This window comes from Croceimicrobium hydrocarbonivorans (assembly GCF_014524565.1).
GTDB classification, from domain to species: Bacteria; Bacteroidota; Bacteroidia; order Flavobacteriales; family Schleiferiaceae; genus Croceimicrobium; species Croceimicrobium hydrocarbonivorans.
In genome coordinates this window covers 857059-875439 of the sequence record NZ_CP060139.1, presented here as the reverse complement: position 1 = coordinate 875439, position 18381 = coordinate 857059, and the positions used below count along the sequence as shown (strand labels likewise).

Genomic DNA, 18381 nt, shown 5'->3' with positions numbered 1-18381 from the left:
TTCCACTTTTTAGAAATCATGAAGTTAGTCATCACAGTTTATCTATTGTTTTTCATTAGTGCCTGTTCTAATCCTGAATTAAATTCAGAGAACCAGGGAGGTAATGAGCCAATTGCGGGTGATTCTCCCTCACAAATGAAAGCTTTGGATTTGGAATTGGATATGAAAGAGGATAGTAGCTACTGCCATATTCAAAATGCTTTTGAAAGGGATGGTGAAATCTATGTGGTGGTAGACTTTATTCAATATTACACCTTCGACCAAGCAATTGAAGAAGCTCGGAAAAGAGGTCAAGCGGAGCTCGAGATTTTAGATAATGGGGATACAAACTATTTCGTGTTCAATGATTATTTCATCGCAAATGATAATCCAAGACTTCGGGCCTATCGTCTTAATGAAGCCACACGAATAGAATCAGTTCCGGGTCTAAATGGACTTGATTCATTGTATTTTGGGAATTTTCAAGATGAATTTGAAGCACGAGGGAATCCCTTCTTTATCTGGGTGGAAAATGGTTGGGTTTCAAGGATGAAGGAGATTTTTATTCCTTAGTAAATAGAGATACTGGAAGGGGCTCAATTTCCGTCTAAAGAAAAACCTAATGTGATTTCAGCTAATAGCAATTGAATAAACCAAAGTCATGGTCCGCTTCATACACCCAATTCAGTTACTTATGATTTTTAGCTTCCTTAGTTTTCCATACTTCGGTCAAGCTCAACTTGCAAATGATACTATTTCCCACTGGCATTTATCAATTGGAGATAAATTGTTTCGAGATTATAATCAGTACTCTGAAAATAAAACACTCTATCTGAGAATGGAGGATTTTAAGCTTTCTGATAGTTTGAGTCTTCTATATTTTGATGATACTCCTTGCTCAGAATGCAAATCTGAATTTTGGATTGAGTTCATAAAAGGAAAGGAAGCTTATTTAATGAAGAGAGGGGCTCAGAATTCAGGACTAAAGGAGGAGTTGGGGACACTTGTTTCCGTAGCTTTTCAATTGGATAGGTCGAACCTTAGATTTTACTTTCGGGAAAGTGAGGAGTCTAAGCCTGTTTATTTGCTTGAATTGGTTTTAAAGAATTTAGCATCCCGTGATGAATAATACAATGGATGGGAATTTTAATTTTTGATTTAATAATGCGGTGAGATGTTCTTTTTATTTGAGCTTAGCTCTATTTCTAATCAATATAAGTCCTGATCTGTTTGGGCAAGCCATGCCAGCTGAAACCTTCGTTTTTCAATCTGCTTTTGGTGGATTGCAATTGGAATTAAAGACGGATTCGACCTTTAGCCTGCGTAGCCAGTCTTGTAATACTTGGCTAATCTTTTCAGGGGAGTATAAATATCATGAGGACACTTTACTTTTAGATGCCTCAGCATGGATGTGGGAGCAAGAGCCGCTTATATTGCAGGAGCTAGATGGAGAAAGGCAAGAGCCAGATGTCCAATTCGAATTTCATAAGTTTATCCGCAAAGGAAATCGCTTGTTTATAATTATTGATGATGAATTAGTAGAGACCAATTTCCTGGAGAAAAACTGAGCTGATCCAATACCTGGAGTTCCTTTGAAAAAAGATCTTTTTCCTTATAAAACCTAAACCTTAGCATGATAACACATTATTCAAAAGAATGGCTTGTCTCGAGCATCGAGAATGGGACCCTATTTAAATACCTCTATTTCTGGGGACATACTTCTAGGGCAGGCGAAACAGTAGGGAGCTTTTGCTTTAGTCAGTGGTTTGAGAGCCCTTTTAGCATTAATGGATACAGCTATAAAACTTCTGAGAATTGGATGATGGCACAAAAGGCCCGCTTATTCGATAATCATGAAATAGCTGAAAGGATTATAGCCAGTAAAAAGCCTGCTGAAGCCAAGGATTTGGGTCGCCAGGTTTTAAACTTTGATCAGGATATTTGGCTTCAAAAGCGATTTGAGATTGTTCGCTTAGGGAATATTCACAAGTTTAATCAGAATCCTGATTTAATGGATTTTTTACTGAATACCCATAATCGTGTTTTAGTGGAGGCCAGTCCGCTAGATAGTATTTGGGGTATTGGTATGGCAAAAGATCATCCCGAAATTCAGAATGTTAAGGCATGGCCTGGATTAAACTTACTTGGTTTTGCCCTTATGGAAGCTCGGGATTTTCTGGCTGAATTTGGACATTTTACCGCATTGGAAAAGGACTTAGTCGCGGCTTGGGATAGGTCAGCCAATGAAAAAGAACAGAAAGACTTTGCCACAGAATATAAAGCTTTAAGTGAACGAGAACAGCAGGTATACAAACTTTATAATCCTGAGCCTTTGGGATGGGAGGGTTTTTACCAGAAGCTTTAGCTAGTCTATTCCTCCATGCAAAGTACCCGTGCGCATTTTCTCTGCCATTTCAAGGGCACGCTTAATGCGGGATTCTTCGCCTTTTGGCTGACTTACATAATGCAATACCCCTCTTTGCCGACCGGGTTTTAGTCTCTCAAAAACCTCTGCCGCTTCCGGATCTTGCTCTAAAACAATTTTGAACTCCTCTGGGAAACTCATGCCGAATTCAGAAGTGTCGGGCTCCACCTTAATTTGTACCAGATCACCCACTTCCAATTTCCAGCTTTTTAAAATGGCCTTGCTTAAGGCAATCAATGCATAGCCATCTTTGCGCAGCTGCAAGGCCCGATGTATGGCCTTTTGATCCGGACCATAGATCAATACTCGCTTGGAATGCTGCTCAATAAATTTGAGTGCAGCATCATAATCACATATCACAAAAGGAATGCCTCCAGTATTCTTGATATAGGCTTCAAAATTCATGTTCCGAATTTAATCAAGAACTAATCTATGCCCCACATTTTGATTGCTCATTTTAAAAATCGGAAGAGGCTATTTGGGTACTTATTCCGTGCATGACTAAATGCCGGACCCTTATCCTGATTCAGGAATTAATCTCCTGATCTCGGTCGAGCTTTCCTTGGGGGAGTGTAGCTAAAAGCTTCTTTGTCAGGACATTTGAAATGAATCAAAAGCCAATTTAGATCATGAATACTACCCCCAATCTTAAATCGCCGCTAAGCATTGCTTTCAGAGTTTTTAGTATTGCTCTTCTTTTAATGCTCAACTTCAGCCTCCTGGCCAATAATCTAAGCATAAGTGCGGTGCGAATTGCATCCAAAGATCCAGTGAATGATTATGCCATGGTCGAATTCGACATTAGCTGGGAGAACTCCTGGCGTTTAAGCAGTAGTCCATCCAACTGGGATGCGGCCTGGATATTTATTAAGTACCGGGTCAACCGAGGCGACTGGGCCCACGCAAGTTTGAATACTAGCGGCGGAAATCATAGCATTCCAAGTGGGGCAAGTATGGATTTGCCGGCTGATGGCAAGGGGATTTTTCTGTATCGAAATGCAAATGGTACCGGTACCTTTACCGTGAATAATGTTCAATTGCGTTGGGAATACGGTACTGATGGGCTTGGCGATTCCGATACCATCGATATTAAAGTTTTCGGTATCGAAATGGTCTATGTCTCTAGCGGCTCCTATTACTTAAGTGCAGGAGGCAGTGGGGTTTCCAATGAGTTTTTCTCAGGAGGGATAGCGGGCTCTTCCTTTCAAGTAAATATTGAAGCAGCCATTACCGTTTCCAATACTTCCGGAAATCTTTATTATGCCGCAGATAATGCGAATGGCGGAGATCGATTGGGCCCCATTCCAGCGGCCTTCCCCAAGGGTTATCAGGCATTTTATTGCATGAAATACGAGCTCACCCAAGAACAATGGATCGATTTCTTTAATACGCTAACCAGCACTCAGAAACCAGCACGAGATATTACTGCAGGCACCTATGAAGTAACCGGCAAGGCTTCAGATGCTCTCTTAAAGGGCAATAATATCAATTGGCCCGGTACTGGAGATGCTTACTTAAATGGGGGAACATATGCTGCTGTTGCCTGTGGCTTTCTGAGTTGGATGGATGTTTGTGCCTATGCAGATTGGGCTGCCTTACGACCGATGACCGATTTGGAATATGAAAAGGCTTGCCGAGGACCTAATAGTGCAACCATCTATGAATACGCATGGGGAACCAACTTGGCGGCAACATCGGTGTACGGCGTAATTAATCAAGGAAATAGTGGTGAGGCGATAAATTTGAATTTCGCCACAGGCTCGACTACGGGCAATGTAGCTTACCGCAGCACTACCAATGGTTCTTTTCCCTTCCGAGTAGGCATATTCGCTACTCACCCCAGTAGCAATGGTCGGGTTAATGCCGGAGCCAGTTATTGGGGCATTATGGAATTGAGTGGCAGCATGTGGGAGCGCATTGTTAGTATGGGCAACAGTACAGGAAGGGCCTTTACTGGTTTACATGGAGATGGTGTATTAAGCACCGCAGGCCATGCCAATGTTAGCTATTGGCCGGGATTAGCGTCTGGTGAAGTTACAACTGCGGTGGGGGCCGGCTTTCGCGGAGGCGCCTTTAATGCTGCTGCTTTGTCTTTGCTCTGTGTAGCCGATCGAAATTATGCAGCGCTGGTCAACGATCGTCGCGGCGCAGACTATGGATTTAGAGTAGTAAGAACCGCTCCCTAATTCCATTTCAAATCCTCATTTCAAACAAAATTTATCGAAGATGACTAAAGTATTTACCCCTATGCTCCTAAGCTTCTTGCTAACTGTTTCTCTTTCGGCACAATATGTCGGTGGATATGGTGGTGGTGGCGCCAGCGGATCTTATTTGAATTACTATTTCGATGGAACTAGCTGGAGCCCCGAAAATCCGGATGGTATTAATAATGGTGTAAAGTCCATCAATACCCTATATCTGGAAACAGGATCCGTAATCCTTGCGGGTCCCCTTGCTGCCTCTCAAGTGGAAATAAGACCCGGGGCAGCCTTGGAAATATTAATTGGATTAAGCGTCTCGGATTCTTTGATTCTTTACGCTAATAGCACCGACTATGCCATGTACAAAGGACCAGCAATGAAAGTCAAAATTCAACAGTATTTGAGTGGTATTGGCTGGCATAGTATGGCCATGCCCGTAGATGCCAATCTTGATCAATTCGGGAAGGTAAATACGGCTGTGGCATCCGGAGTAGAGAATATCTATTCTTGGGATGAAACCAATGGAGTTTTTGTCGCAGAAGCCAGTGGCACTGATGGATCCAGTTCAGCTAATCAGGCCGGACAAGGTTATGTAGTTTACGTAGGTCCTTATGGAGTGGCGGATAACAATTCGGTTTTAAGTATGTATGGGACCATGTATAGCTTTGTGAATCCAACTTTAAGCAATGCAGGAACCAGCGGGGATAGTGATAAAGATGGCTGGAACCTAATAGCCAATCCTTTCACTTGTGCCTTGGATTATACTCAGCTTACGAAAACTGATGTGCTTAATTCTTTCAGTATTTATGATGCAGAAGCCGGACTCTATCACGATTGGTCGGGCCTTGCTGATGATATTAGCTCTTCATTAATTGCTCCCATGCAATCCTTTTGGGTGAAAGCTTCTGGTGCTTCTCCAAGTTTAGGATCCTTGGTTTTAAATAGCTCTCATACCACCATAAGCGAGGCGCCCACTTTTTACAAGCAACAGAATGTCCCTGCAGATCGCTTTTGGCTTTCGCTGTATGAAGATCAATTGCCGGAAAATCGAGATGAGATTTTAATCGGTTTAATACCGGGCACTCAGGATCAATTGGATACACTTTGGGATGCGCCCTTCTTTCCAAACTCTAGCCCCAAACCCAATTTAATGACCTATTTCAATGCGGAGGCTTTGAGTCATAATGCGATTGATTTTTCACCAGCGGACAGCAGAACGAAGGTCATTCCCCTAAAAATAGAATCCGATCAAATTGGTAAAAACTTTAAAATTCAATTAGAAGACAGCCTGCTCTCCAATAGCTATCATATTGTTCTGGAAGATCGTCAATTGGCGGTGCTGCATGATTTGAATAATGGGGCTTATAGCTTTATTCTGGAAGCAGGAAATGAAGAGCGTTTTCAAATTTTGCTGTCCTCAGCCAGCTTAAGTGTTAAAGAGCAGCTCGGAAGTGATGACGGACTGAGCTATTTGGTGAAAGATGGATTTTTAGAACTTCAGACAAAGAGCCAAAAGGACTTAAGCGGAAAGATCTTCGATTTAAACGGAATGCCAGTTTTAGATTTTGAATATCCAGCTTTTGCAGATCGGTCTCAAGTGGATTTAAGAGGCTTAAGTTCCGGGATTTATCTAATGCAAGTGGGAAATCATTCGACCGAGAAAATATTGATACCCTAAAAGAATCTCCTCCCTTATCTCCGATCCAGGGTTCTGAAGAAATTCAAAGCCCTGGATTTTTATTTGCGGCAAGGAAGTTTTTAAAGGAAGATTAAATGGCGTGACGGCCTAAGCCAAAGCTGGCTTCCATTTTTTGGACTTTTTCCTCTAATAGAAGTACATATTTAACCAATAGGGTATCCTGATTTAAAGAGGGTTTTAAATGATGAACCACTTCCTCTTTTGGGCTTTCTTCCTTGGAATTCAAAATCTGATCCGGATTCAAATTTAAAATCTGATCCACTTCGGTTTCTAAAACAATACTGATTTGATAAAGCTTGCTCAATGTGAGCTCCACTTCCCCGCGTTCGATTTTTCCATAACCGCTGGGGGATAGATTTAATTCGGCGGCCAGGTGATCCCGGGTCCAACCCTTTAATTCACGGATTTTACGAATGTTCTCGCAAATAGTCTCCGCTTTCTTCCGATAATCTTGCATTTCAAATGAACTTACGTTTAACTCCCTTAAATCTCCAACGTAAGTCCTCTCTCCAGAAATTGCATTTCAAATGTAAGCTAAAAGTCAGATTAAATACAAGTCTGAATAGGAATATCGACTAAAAACCTATACTTGAAGGTCATTCTAAGTAGTTGAAAAAGCGACTTTTGTATGTGAATGACCTGTTTTTGGATTTAATTTTTGATATCCTATTTTCAGCTTTCGAAGCTACAAATTAGGCTTTGCAAGAATATCTACAGGATGGGTTTGAGTACTTCAAAAGCATCGTGAACACTGAGCACATCCTGGAAGCTCAAATACAATTTAGCATTGCGTTCTTTAAGCTGAGCTTGCGGAGCCGACTTCAAATACAAGAGTACTTTTTGGAAGCGATCCGATTGGAAGTAGGGTGATTCCTGATCCGAGGTGAAATAACAAAGCAAGCGTTCTTGCTTCAGAACCACTTTCTCAAATCCGATTTTCTGTCCAAGTCGACGTAAGCGAATTGAGTCGAAAAGCTCGTCCACCTCCCGAGGGATAGGTCCAAAGCGATCGGCTAAATCGCGGGCATAGGTTTCAATTTCGGCTTCCGTGCGCAATTGATCCAATTCCTGATAAAGCTTCAAGCGCTCATCTACCTTATTCACATATTGATCGGGGATCAATATCTCCAGGTCAGTATCCAATAGGGTATCGCTGATGCTTTCCTTGTTCTTTAATTCTTCGGCATAGAGATCTTTAAACTCAGTTTCCTTGAGTTCTTCTATTGCTTCAGCAAGGATTTTTTGGAAGGTATCAAAGCCAATATCATTGATAAAGCCACTTTGTTCAGCACCCAATAAATCCCCGGCTCCCCGGATTTCTAAATCGCGCATGGCAATATGGAAGCCGCTTCCCAAATCACTGAATTTTTCGATGGCCTGCATTCTTTTGCGGGCTTCATCGCTCATCGCCGAAAGGGGAGGAGTAATTAATTTACAGAAGGCCTTTTTATTGCTTCGACCCACGCGACCTCGCATTTGATGCAGATCGCTCAGGCCTATATTTTGTGCATTATTAATGATGATGGTATTCGCATTAGGTACATCCAAACCATTTTCAATAATTGAGGTAGCCACCAGAATATCGAATTCACCATCAATAAATTGCAACATTAACTGCTCTAATTTTTTGCCTTCCATCTGGCCATGACCAATACCCATTTTCGCATCTGGTATTAGCCTTTGCAGCATACCCGCCACTTCTTTAATATTCTCCACTCGGTTGTGGATGAAGAAAACCTGTCCACCTCTGCTTAATTCATAGCGCAAGCTGTCGCGGATGATTTCCTCATTAAAGGGAATCAATTGGGTTTCAATGGGGTGGCGGTTGGGTGGCGGAGTAGTCATTACACTCAGGTCTCGCGCCTGCATCAGTGAAAACTGCAAGGTTCGCGGAATGGGTGTGGCCGTTAGGGTAAGGGTATCCACATTCACCTTTAGGTTCTTGAGCTTGTCCTTAACGCTTACGCCAAATTTTTGCTCCTCATCAATAACCAGCAGTCCTAAGTCTTTAAACTTGATGTCCTTACCCACCAGGCGATGGGTGCCAATAATGATATCAACCTTGCCATCTTCTAAATCTTTCAGGATTTCGGTTTGCTCTTTCCTACTGCGAAATCTGTTTATATACTCAACTCGGCATGGGAAATCGGCCAATCGTTTGCTAAAGGTTTTATGATGTTGAAAGGCGAGAATAGTTGTAGGCACCAAAACCGCCACTTGCTTGCTATCGCATACCGCCTTAAAGGCTGCTCGTACCGCCAATTCTGTTTTTCCGAAGCCAACATCTCCACAAATAAGACGGTCCATTGGGGTTTGCGCTTCCATGTCCTGCTTAATGGCCTGAGTAGCCGATTCTTGATCGGGCGTATCCTCATAAATAAAGGAAGCCTCTAATTCGTGCTGTAAATAATTGTCTGGTGAAAACTGAAAACCATGCGTAGCCTTACGTTTAGCATAAAGCTTTATAAGGTCGAAGGCCACCTTTTTAACGCGAGTCTTAGCCTTGGACTTAGTTTTTTGCCAAACTCCTGATCCCAGTTTATGCACCGAGGGCACCGTGCCTTCTTTGCCATTATAGCGGCTGATCTTATGCAAAGAGTGAATGCTCACATAGAGCACATCGCCTCCGCTGTAAATCAGTTTAATTGCTTCTTGATGCTTGCCGTTGACCTCAATTTTTTGCAGTCCACCGAACTCCCCAATACCATGGTCAATGTGGGTGATATAATCCCCAACCTGCAAAGCGGTGAGCTCCTTAAGGCTTACCGCCTGACGCTTTTCGTAGCCGGTTCTTAAACGGAATTTCTGATAACGCTCGAAAATTTGATGGTCGGTATAAACCAGGGTTTTGGCTTCCTGGTCAATAAAGCCCTCATGCAGAGTGTGTACAATAGGTTGAAACTTAACCTCCTTGCCAATGTCTTCGAAAATGGCATCGAAACGTTCTACCTGGGTTTGATTGAGGCAAAGCAGGAAATTGTCATAATCTTCTTCGCTATGCTTGCGCAGATCATCTACGAGGAGCTCAAACTTCTTATTGAAGCTGGGTTGAGGTTTAGAGTTGAATTCGATTTTTAAATTGGCCTCAAAGCCAGCATCCGCCTGCCACTCCAGTTGATGGAAGTTCTTTAAGTGCTGATGAAATAATTCCTTGTTTATATAGAGTTCCGCCGGTTCACTGCGACTGATATCGGAGTTGATCTCCCGAAAAAGTTCCAGGGCCTTTTCATAAAGATCTTGAAGTTTGCTCCCAATCAGATTTGAATTTTGGGTCCAAACGATGGTTTTGGGACCTATGTACTCCAGAAAACTTTCCCGACTTTCCATCAGTACCTTGTTTTCTACATTCGGTACTAATTGAATACGCTTCACCTGATCAATACTCAGTTGGCTTTCGATATCGAAGGTTCGAATGCTTTCAATTTCATCATCGAAAAACTCAATCCGGAAAGGCTGATCATGGGAGAAGGAATACACATCCACTATACCACCTCGAACGGAAAACTGTCCAGGCTCAATTACGAAGTCCACTCTTTCAAATTGATATTCGAAGAGGGTTTCATTCAGGAAATCAATGCTAAGCTCATCGCCGGTTCTAATGCTAAAGGTGTGGGCACTAAGGCTTTTGCGCGTCACTACCTTTTCGAAAAGCGCATCGGCATAGCTAACCAGAATGGCGGGTTTCTTCCGGCTGTTCAAGCGGTTTAATACCTCTGCTCGTAAAAGGACATTGGCATTGTCTGTTTCTTCGGTGTCATAAGGTCGACGATAGGAAGCGGGATAGAAAAGCACATCTTTCTCACCAATCAAACCTTCCAAATCATTGAGAAAATAGGCCGCTTGCTCCTTATCATTTAGGATTATCAGATGCGGTATTTCACTTTGTTGAAAGCTTTGGGCCAGGGCAATGGCGCCAAGCGATCCTGAGATACCTCTAATTTCAAGCTTTTGAGGATCTGCTTTAGACCACTGATCAAGAATGAGTTTAATGCGCTGATCATCCGAATAGCGCTCCAGAAAATTACTTGCCTTGTAGGCCATGCCCTAAACCATTAAACCATCCACTCTTAATTGAGGGATGGTGTGAGCGCGCAAAGGTAAGAGTTGAGGCTTTGAGCCGGAACCCGAAAATTGAGATTTAAAATTTGATAATGCCAGGTTCATCTAACTGTTAAGTAGTGGATTAGCTTCTAAACCCCTTGCTGGGTCTGGCTTTCGGGCATATTTTTATCCAGATTCGGCTTGCCTTAGTGTAATAATGAAACTATATTGCCCTCGAGGGGATTGTCAAAATCGAAGGAAGATGAAGAGAATATTGGGGGCAGTATTGGGGCTTCTCGTGACTTATGGTGCTTATGCTCAGGGAGAAAAGGAGAAATGGGTAGAAGCATCTTTACAGGATATTCGAAATCCTAAGGTTCTGGATTCAATCGCTCAGGGCCTATTGCAATACACGGATGATTCAGTTGCCTTGGGGCGGGCTTATTTCTTAAAAGGCCTGGCCGGAACATTTTCAGCCAATCCTACCGAAGCCGCCAAAAATTTTAAAAAATCACTCAGTCATTTAAAAGAGGGCGAACACTACGATGATCGCTTTAATTATGAGGTTGTACTCAAGAATTTGGGAATATCCTATTATCGGATTCGCCAATTTGAAAGTGGTGATTCCAGTTTTCATATTCTACGCCGCTTGGCGATGGAGGACCAAGATAGCCTGCAGTATGCGGTGGCCATTAAAAATATGGCGAATGCGCTAATGATGCGCGAGTCCTATGATTCCGCTGTAGTGCTGATGAAGGAGACCGCCTTGATCCAGCAAAGGATCGATTATCAGGGTATTGCTCTTACTTATCTTAGTTTGGGTTCATTATATGGTAGGATTCATCAGGAAGAAGAAGCATTGCGCTGGTTTCAAAAGGCGCTAAAAAACAGCAATAAAGTTCCGGATCGCAATATCGAAGCTCGCTCCTATAATAATATCGCGGTAGCTCATCGGGCCTTGGGCAATTTTGATTCAGCCATTTATTATTTACATAAGGCCTTGACCATTCATCAGGAAATGGGTTCATTATTCGATCAGGTGGAGGTTTTGGCAAATCTGTCTCGGAACTACAGCAAACTGGCAGCATGGGATACGGCACAGGTTTATTTAGATAGTGCCTATAGCTTAATGCCGCCACGAGGGAGAGGCCGCGGTCGGACTTTGGAAAATTTATGGATGCTTAGTTTAAGCATGGCCAATAATAAAGGTGATTATGAGGCTGGTGCCCCTTATTTCGATTCCATTCGGCAAAGTCCCAATCAAAACTACTTTTTAAATGATCCTGAATATTTGGAAGCCTTTGCCCATCATTTTGAGTTGAAAGGCGAGGCCGATTCGGCATTGAAGTATTTGCGTTTAAGTAAACAGAAACAGGCTGAGCTGGGCCAAAAGCGAGATGCCGCTAAAATAAAACAGGCAAGTAATGAAATTGAGATGGCTGCTTTAAGAGGGCAGCAAGAGGAAAAGGTACGTTCCTATAAAATGGCCCTGATGGTTGTTTTAGTTTTCCTGGCCTTAGGGAGTCTTATCTTTTGGCTCAGTCGTAAAAAGGCCAAAAGAATTACTTCGGAGCGAGAAGCGGAAGAGGCCGAAGCAGCGCGCTTAAGTGCCGAAGCTCTTAGCAATATCACGAAGCTTGAAAGCGCAAAATTTAGTTTAATTGACGAACATCAGGCCCCCGAGCCGGAATTGCCCAGTCAATTGCGATTGAAATCAAAAGCGGTAATCAATATTGAGGATTTGATCTACCTCGAGTCGGATGGGCACTATGTGAACTTGTTTTTAAAGAATCGTAAAAACCCGGAAGTGGAGCGCAGTACCCTTAAAGCAATGGAAGAGCAATTGAGTGGCCATGACTTTATTCGTATCCATCGGAGTTATTTAGTGCAAGCTTCTTTCTTGAAAGCAGTTTATGCCACCAAGGTTCTCCTCGAGGATGGAAAGGAACTGCCTGTCTCCAGAACTTATAAGGAGGACCTTAAAAAGCGATTTGAGGGAGAGGCTTAAGCTGTATTTCGTGCCGGAATTTCGGTTATTAATGCCAGACATTTGAGGAATAGCGGGGGATAGGCGACTTTAGCCAACGGTTATCAAACCATTTTCCTTCCCCCTCAACCAAAAAGCGGCTCTCATCGGAGGCCGCTTTTTTTATGGGAATATTTCGGGGCTTGTTCTAAGCCTGAAATGAAAAAATTAGTCTTGATACTCACGCAAAAAGGCTTCTGCTTGATCTACCATTTCAGAGCTTCCACAGAAGAAGGGAACGCGCTCGTGTAATTCGGTAGGGAGGATATCCATAATTCGAGTATGGCCGTCGCTGGCTTTTCCACCCGCTTGTTCAATCAAGAAGGCCATCGGATTGCACTCATATAATAAGCGCAGTTTTCCTTTTGGGGCTTTGGTTCCCTTGGGGTAGATATAAATCCCGCCTTTTAAAAGGTTGCGATGGAAGTCAGCTACCAAGGAGCCAATATAACGAGAGGTGAGAGGGCGATTGGTCGCAGGGTCTAATTCCTGGCACCACTTAATGTACTTTTTTACCCCCTCGGGCATATGTACATAGTTCCCTTCATTGATGGAGTAAATCTTGCCGTTTTCCTTCACTCGCATATTAGGATGCGAAAGGAAGAAGCTACCAATTCCCGGGTCGTAGGTAAAGCCATGCACTCCATTTCCGGTAGTGTATACCAACATGGTAGAGGTGCCGTAAACCAAATATCCTGCTGCCACTTGTTTATGACCAGGTTGTAAAAAGTCTTCCAAGGTCACGGGAGTACCAGGCTCACTCACCCGGCGGAATATGCTAAAGATGGTACCAACCGATACGTTAACATCAATATTGCTGCTACCATCCAGAGGATCGATCAATACTACATAGCGTGCATTGGAATGAATTTCATCGTTAAACACAATGTGTTCTTCCATTTCTTCACTAGCCAAACCACAAATTTCGCCCCTCTTGCGCAGGGTGCTGATAAACATGTCATTGGCTAAAACATCAAGTTTTTGCTGGGCTTCACCTTGAACGTTCTCCACACCAGCGGCACCAATAATATTGGCTAAACCGGCCTTATTGATTTCTTGATTAACCATTTTACCGGCGAGGCGAATGGAGCTAAGCAAAGCACTGAGTTCTCCCTTGGCATAAGGGAAGTCTTTTTGGTTTTGGATGATGAACTCACCCAGAGTAATATGTCTTTCCATGGATTGAGAGGTATGCAGCAAATTTAGCGGGACCGTCTAAAATATTCAGTCTTTCAGCTTTTTAATTTGCTTTAAATAAGCCTTCAGTTTTTCCGCTTGGCGGCTTGAAACCAAAACCTTGCTTTGATCTTTAAACTCTATTAAAAGCCCCTGCTTGCCACCGGCATTGTAGAGATCTCCATATTGGGGATGCTTTCTTTTTCCTACGCTGGCCAATGGCATATTGATGATTTTCACTTTGGAAACTTCCGACCAATTTCTTTCCATTCGGCCCAAAGCTCCAAACTGAATCATCAATGTTTTGGTGTCGATGTTAAGGATCAATTGGGTTCTTGCCATCACAACGGTGATAAAGGCAATGAATAATGTCCCGGCAATTAAAGCCCAGGAGGGCATAGGATTTTCGCCTACCGGAATGCCAAAGATTAATTGCGAAACCGTAGCGAAAGTGAAAAAGAGTAAGAGGGCAATTAGGATAATCCAAAGGAGCCAATTACGGATCATTTGAATTTCAGTATAGTCCTTCATGGAATTGGATGGATGGTCATTCATACCTTTGCGGCAATAATAATTATAATGTTACAACTTAAGAACGATCACTACGAGATTGGCGGACTGGATGTACGCCAGATCTGCGAAGATTTTGGAAGCCCGCTTTACATATACGATACGGCCAAGATGGAGGCCCAATATAAACGTTTGCAAAAGGCTTTTAAAGGATCGAAGCTTAAGATTAACTACGCATGTAAAGCGCTAAGCAATATTAATGTGCTTCGCTTCTTCCAGCAATTGGGAGCCGGTTTGGATACTGTTTCTATTCAAGAAGTGGAATTAGGCCTTAGAGCAGGCTTTGCCGCCGAAGAAATCATCTACACTCCCAATGGAGTTTCTATGGCCGAAATTGAAAAGGCCGTGGCCCATGGTGTACGTATCAATATCGATAACCTCAGCATCCTGGAGCAGTTTGGCGCTAAATACGGTAATAGCTATCCCGTATGTATCCGGATGAATCCCCATATTATGGCTGGTGGTCATAGCAAGATTTCCGTAGGGCATATCGACTCCAAATTCGGAATTAGTATTCATCAACGTCGCCATCTAGAGCGCTTGGTGCAAAGCCTGAACCTCAATGTAGAAGGTGTGCACATGCATACCGGAAGCGATATTCTGGATGTAGATACCTTTTTGGTAGGAGCCCAATTATTATTTGATGTAGCTCGCGATTTCCCCGATTTGAAATACCTAGACTTTGGTAGCGGTTTTAAGGTGCCTTATAAGGCAGATGACATTGCCACAAATGTTGAGGAGTTGGGGCAAAAAATGACTGGTATGTTCAAGGAGTTCTGCGCGGAATATGGAAGAGAACTTGAAATTGAATTCGAACCTGGTAAATTCCTGGTGTCTGAATCCGGAACTTTTTGCTGTCAGGTAAATGGCTTAAAGCAAACCACAGCCACCGTTTTTGCTCAGGTAGATACAGGTATGAATCACTTGATTCGTCCTATGTTTTACGATGCCTACCATCATATAGAGAATATTAGCAATCCCAAGGCTGATCCGCGAGTTTATACCGTTGTTGGCTATATCTGCGAAACCGACACCTTCGCCAATGATCGCCAGATCGCTGAGGTACGTCAGGGTGATATTTTAGCCTTCCGCAATGCCGGAGCCTATTGCTTTACCATGGCCAATAATTACAACAGTCGCTATAAACCAGCCGAGGTATTGGTGCATAAAGGCAAGGCGCATTTGATTACTCGTCGTCAGAATTTAGAGGACCTCCTGCATAACCAAGTGGAAATGGAATGGCCACAGAAGTAGAAATTATTCGAGGCTGTGCAGAGGATATCTCTGATTTACTGCGCCTGATCAAGGCTTTGGCCGATTTCGAGAAGGCGCCGCAGGAAGTGATTACCACCGAGGCGGAGCTTTTGGAAGACTGGGAAATGGGCCGTTTCGAGTACTTAGTGCTAAAGCATGCTCAGGACGGTATTATCGGCATTTCATTGTTTTATCCTCGCTATTCGACTTGGAAAGGAGCCTGTTATTACCTTGAAGATTTAATCGTTGAACCTGAACATCGCGGTAAAGGCTACGGCAAAATGCTACTAGAAGCTACCGCCGATTATGCGAAAGAAGCTGGTGCAAAGCGATTGGATTGGCAGGTACTGGATTGGAATGAATCCGCCGTGCGCTTTTATGAGAAAATGGGCGCAGGCATTGAAACCGAATGGTGGAATTGCAAGTGGTGGCTCAATAAACAGGAGTGAAAAAGCGAATTGCAGTAATTGGTGGGGGAGCGGCCGGTTTCTTTGCGGCTATTCATGCTGCCAGCCCCGATACTGAAGTAGTCCTTTTTGAGAAATCCAATAAACTACTTTCCAAGGTTCGGGTAAGTGGTGGTGGACGTTGCAATGTGCTACACCACTGTCCCTACACTTCAGAATTGGTGAAGGCCTATCCCCGTGGGGGGCGCTCCTTGAAAAAGGCCTTTGGTCGTTTTGGATATCCAGAGGCCCGCGCATGGTTTGAGGAACAGGGCCTGGAATTAAAGGTGGAGGCTGATGGTCGGGTTTTTCCCAAAAGCGACTCTAGTGAATCGGTAATTCAGGTATTGGAAAAGGCGGCACAAAAAGCCGGGGTGCGTATCCAAATGCAAAAGGATTTAATCCAGCTCGAGACCAAAGAAGGTGGCTATCGATTAGAGTTTCGTGATCGTTCCACATATGATTGTGAGGCGGTAATTCTCGCTCTGGGCGGACAGCCTAAGGAAAGTGGCTATGCTTTTTTAAAGAGCTTTGATTTGAATTGGGTTCAGCCTTGTCCTTCCTTATTCACCTTTAATGTACCACAGTCACCACTCAAAGATTTGATGGGCCTGTCGGTGCCTAACGCCTGGGTGCAAATTCCCGCTACCAAGTGGAAAGAACAAGGACCTTTATTAATTACTCATTGGGGATTTTCGGGGCCAGCAGTATTAAAGCTGAGTGCTTGGTATGCCCCGGATTTGAAGGAGCGCAATTATCAGTTTCCCATTTTAATTAATTGGCTGGGACTTTCGGAAGAAGAAGCGAGAACGCAATTGCAGGAATATTTTTTCGCCCATCCCGCCAAGGGAGTAGCAAACAGCAGGGCCTTTGATATGCCATCCCGTTTGTGGAAGGCCATTTTGCATTTGGCCGAGGTGCCGGAGGGTAAATCCAATCGAGATTTGTCGAAAAAGGAGTTTAATCGTTTGCTTGAGAATTTGCTACGCAGTCCTTTCGGCGTAAGCGGAAAAACCACCTTTAAGGAAGAGTTTGTTACTGCCGGAGGCCTCGACCTACGAGACTTGGATATGCAGACTTATGAAGTGAAGAAGTACCCAGGCCTCTATGCGATTGGCGAATTTGTGAATGTGGACGCCATTACCGGGGGTTATAATTTCCAGCATGCCTGGACCAGTGCTTATCTAGCGGGGAGCAAAGCCTCCAAATTGGATTGATCCTTTAAAATCTTAAAGCCGTTCCTGGACGGTATTTTGTGGAATATCGGCAAAGCCTAATTAGTATTTTTGCCGCTTAATAATTTAACATGCGAATCTTTAAATTCGGTGGAGCCAGTGTGAAAGACGCGGCAGGAGTGCAGCGCGTGGCATCCATCGTTCAACACTTTACAGCAGATGATATCCTTATTGTGGTTTCGGCCATGGGGAAAACTACCAATGCCCTTGAGGATTTGGTGAAATCTTTCTTGAATGGAAAGAAGGAGGACTGCAGTAAACAGTTGAAGGATTTGAAGAATTCGCATCAGCAGATTATTGATGAGCTTTTCCCTCAATCCAATGAGCGCCTGACTAATGAGGTAGGTGAACTATTCCTTCAGTTAGAAACCATTGTAGAGTCGCCAGCAGTGGGAAGCTTCAATCAGGTTTATGATCAGATCGTTGGTTTTGGAGAGTTGATATCCACCAAAATTGTATCAGCTTATTTAAATTTTGAAGGTTTTGAAAACCGTTGGTTGGATGCTCGAAAATTGATCCGTACCGATCAAAATTATCGTGCCGCCCGAGTAAACTGGAATTTAACCCGTCGTTTGGTTCTGGATAATGTGAAGAGCGGTAATTCCTATATCACTCAGGGTTTTATTGGCTCGGATGATAATTTCAATCCAACTACCTTAGGTCGTGAGGGATCCGATTATACCGCATCGGTAATTGCCTATGTTTTGCAAGCCGAGGAAGTGACTATCTGGAAAGATGTGCCCGGAGTTTTGAATGGAGACCCCAAGGTATTTCAGGGCACGGAATTATTGAAGAAGATCAGTTTCCGGGAAGCGATCGAATTAGCTTTTTATGGAGCATCGGTAATTCACCCTAAGACTATTCAGCCCCTGCAGGAACGCGGCGTGCCATTGCGTGTACGTTCATTTAGTGATCTGGACCAGGAGGGAACTACCATTTCGGAGGGAGTTAACTTGGAGCCCTTCTTACCATGTTTTATCCGCAAGAGCAATCAGCAATTAATCAGCTTGGCAACCCGAGATCTGGCTTTCATTGCGGAAGATCACCTTTCCAAAATTTATAAATTATTTCATGAGTATGGCTTGCGCGTGAATTTATCTCAGCATGCCGCTACCAGTTCATCCTTCTGTGTAAACGATGATCCTATTGCAACACCCGCTCTTTTGGAGCAACTTAAGCAGAGTTTCGATGTGTCGGTAATTGGTGATTTGGAGCTTTATACTGTTAGACATTATGATAACAGTGCGGTAGCAGACATTCAAAGCAGAGGACGTAAATTGCTCGAGCAAGTAAGTACCGACACTTATCAAATTGTAATCAGAATCTGAT

General features: G+C 43.4%; 16 protein-coding genes. 11 read left to right on the top strand and 5 right to left on the bottom strand.

Annotated elements, in window-relative coordinates; all coding sequences use genetic code 11:
• Positions 1 to 18 precede the first annotated feature (18 nt).
• The 4 genes from H4K34_RS04015 (at position 19) to H4K34_RS04000 (ending at position 2344) form a co-directional block, all read left to right on the top strand.
• A complete protein-coding gene (locus H4K34_RS04015) occupies positions 19 to 552 on the top strand; it encodes a hypothetical protein (protein WP_210759546.1) in 534 nt (177 codons plus the stop codon).
• 121 nt (positions 553 to 673) lie between these two features.
• The gene (locus H4K34_RS04010; RefSeq protein ID WP_210759545.1) at positions 674 to 1108 is read left to right on the top strand and encodes a hypothetical protein; all 435 of its coding nucleotides are present in this window, start codon (positions 674 to 676) and stop codon (positions 1106 to 1108) included.
• Positions 1109 to 1220: 112 nt separating this feature from the next.
• A complete protein-coding gene (locus H4K34_RS04005) occupies positions 1221 to 1547 on the top strand; it encodes a hypothetical protein (protein WP_210759544.1) in 327 nt (108 codons plus the stop codon).
• A gap of 65 nt (positions 1548 to 1612) precedes the next feature.
• A complete protein-coding gene (locus H4K34_RS04000; RefSeq protein ID WP_210759543.1) occupies positions 1613 to 2344 on the top strand; it encodes an NADAR family protein in 732 nt (243 codons plus the stop codon).
• On the opposite strand, the gene H4K34_RS03995 is transcribed toward H4K34_RS04000, so the two are convergent.
• Positions 2345 to 2809 (bottom strand): YdeI/OmpD-associated family protein, encoded by a 465-nt coding sequence (locus tag H4K34_RS03995; protein WP_210759542.1) that lies wholly within the window; start codon positions 2807 to 2809, stop codon positions 2345 to 2347.
• A gap of 224 nt (positions 2810 to 3033) precedes the next feature.
• On the opposite strand from H4K34_RS03995, the gene H4K34_RS03990 reads away from it, so the two are divergent.
• Together H4K34_RS03990 and H4K34_RS03985 are read left to right on the top strand one after the other, a co-directional pair.
• Positions 3034 to 4590, top strand: coding sequence for an SUMF1/EgtB/PvdO family nonheme iron enzyme (locus H4K34_RS03990; RefSeq protein ID WP_210759541.1), 1557 nt, complete (start codon positions 3034 to 3036; stop codon positions 4588 to 4590).
• Between the two features lie 40 nt (positions 4591 to 4630).
• A complete protein-coding gene (locus H4K34_RS03985; RefSeq protein WP_210759540.1) occupies positions 4631 to 6283 on the top strand; it encodes a T9SS type A sorting domain-containing protein in 1653 nt (550 codons plus the stop codon).
• A 91-nt stretch (positions 6284 to 6374) separates the two neighbouring features.
• On the opposite strand, the gene H4K34_RS03980 is transcribed toward H4K34_RS03985, so the two are convergent.
• Together H4K34_RS03980 and mfd are read right to left on the bottom strand one after the other, a co-directional pair.
• Positions 6375 to 6761: a helix-turn-helix domain-containing protein gene (locus H4K34_RS03980; protein WP_210759539.1), complete on the bottom strand. Its 387-nt coding sequence runs from the start codon at positions 6759 to 6761 to the stop codon at positions 6375 to 6377.
• 254 nt (positions 6762 to 7015) lie between these two features.
• On the bottom strand, positions 7016 to 10345 hold the full coding sequence (gene mfd, locus H4K34_RS03975; protein ID WP_210759538.1) for a transcription-repair coupling factor: 3330 nt from the start codon (positions 10343 to 10345) through the stop codon (positions 7016 to 7018).
• A 262-nt stretch (positions 10346 to 10607) separates the two neighbouring features.
• Here mfd and H4K34_RS03970 point away from each other — a divergent pair, with 262 nt between their 5' ends.
• Positions 10608 to 12353, top strand: coding sequence for a LytTR family transcriptional regulator (locus tag H4K34_RS03970; RefSeq protein WP_210759537.1), 1746 nt, complete (start codon positions 10608 to 10610; stop codon positions 12351 to 12353).
• Between the two features lie 186 nt (positions 12354 to 12539).
• Here the strand turns inward: H4K34_RS03970 and fbp are convergent, their stop codons facing one another.
• A complete protein-coding gene (gene fbp / locus H4K34_RS03965) occupies positions 12540 to 13550 on the bottom strand; it encodes a class 1 fructose-bisphosphatase (RefSeq protein WP_210759536.1) in 1011 nt (336 codons plus the stop codon).
• A 45-nt stretch (positions 13551 to 13595) separates the two neighbouring features.
• The gene (locus tag H4K34_RS03960; RefSeq protein ID WP_210759535.1) at positions 13596 to 14102 is read right to left on the bottom strand and encodes a hypothetical protein; all 507 of its coding nucleotides are present in this window, start codon (positions 14100 to 14102) and stop codon (positions 13596 to 13598) included.
• 24 nt (positions 14103 to 14126) lie between these two features.
• On the opposite strand from H4K34_RS03960, the gene lysA reads away from it, so the two are divergent.
• The 4 genes from lysA (at position 14127) to H4K34_RS03940 (ending at position 18380) form a co-directional block, all read left to right on the top strand.
• Positions 14127 to 15371, top strand: coding sequence for a diaminopimelate decarboxylase (gene lysA / locus H4K34_RS03955; RefSeq protein WP_210759534.1), 1245 nt, complete (start codon positions 14127 to 14129; stop codon positions 15369 to 15371).
• On the top strand, positions 15356 to 15820 hold the full coding sequence (locus tag H4K34_RS03950; protein WP_210759533.1) for a GNAT family N-acetyltransferase: 465 nt from the start codon (positions 15356 to 15358) through the stop codon (positions 15818 to 15820). The genes lysA and H4K34_RS03950 overlap by 16 nt, the downstream gene beginning before the upstream one ends.
• On the top strand, positions 15817 to 17034 hold the full coding sequence (locus H4K34_RS03945; protein WP_210759532.1) for a BaiN/RdsA family NAD(P)/FAD-dependent oxidoreductase: 1218 nt from the start codon (positions 15817 to 15819) through the stop codon (positions 17032 to 17034). Before H4K34_RS03950 ends, H4K34_RS03945 begins: the two co-directional genes overlap by 4 nt.
• An 89-nt stretch (positions 17035 to 17123) precedes the next feature.
• Positions 17124 to 18380, top strand: coding sequence for an aspartate kinase (locus tag H4K34_RS03940; protein ID WP_210759531.1), 1257 nt, complete (start codon positions 17124 to 17126; stop codon positions 18378 to 18380).
• Position 18381 lies beyond the last annotated feature (1 nt).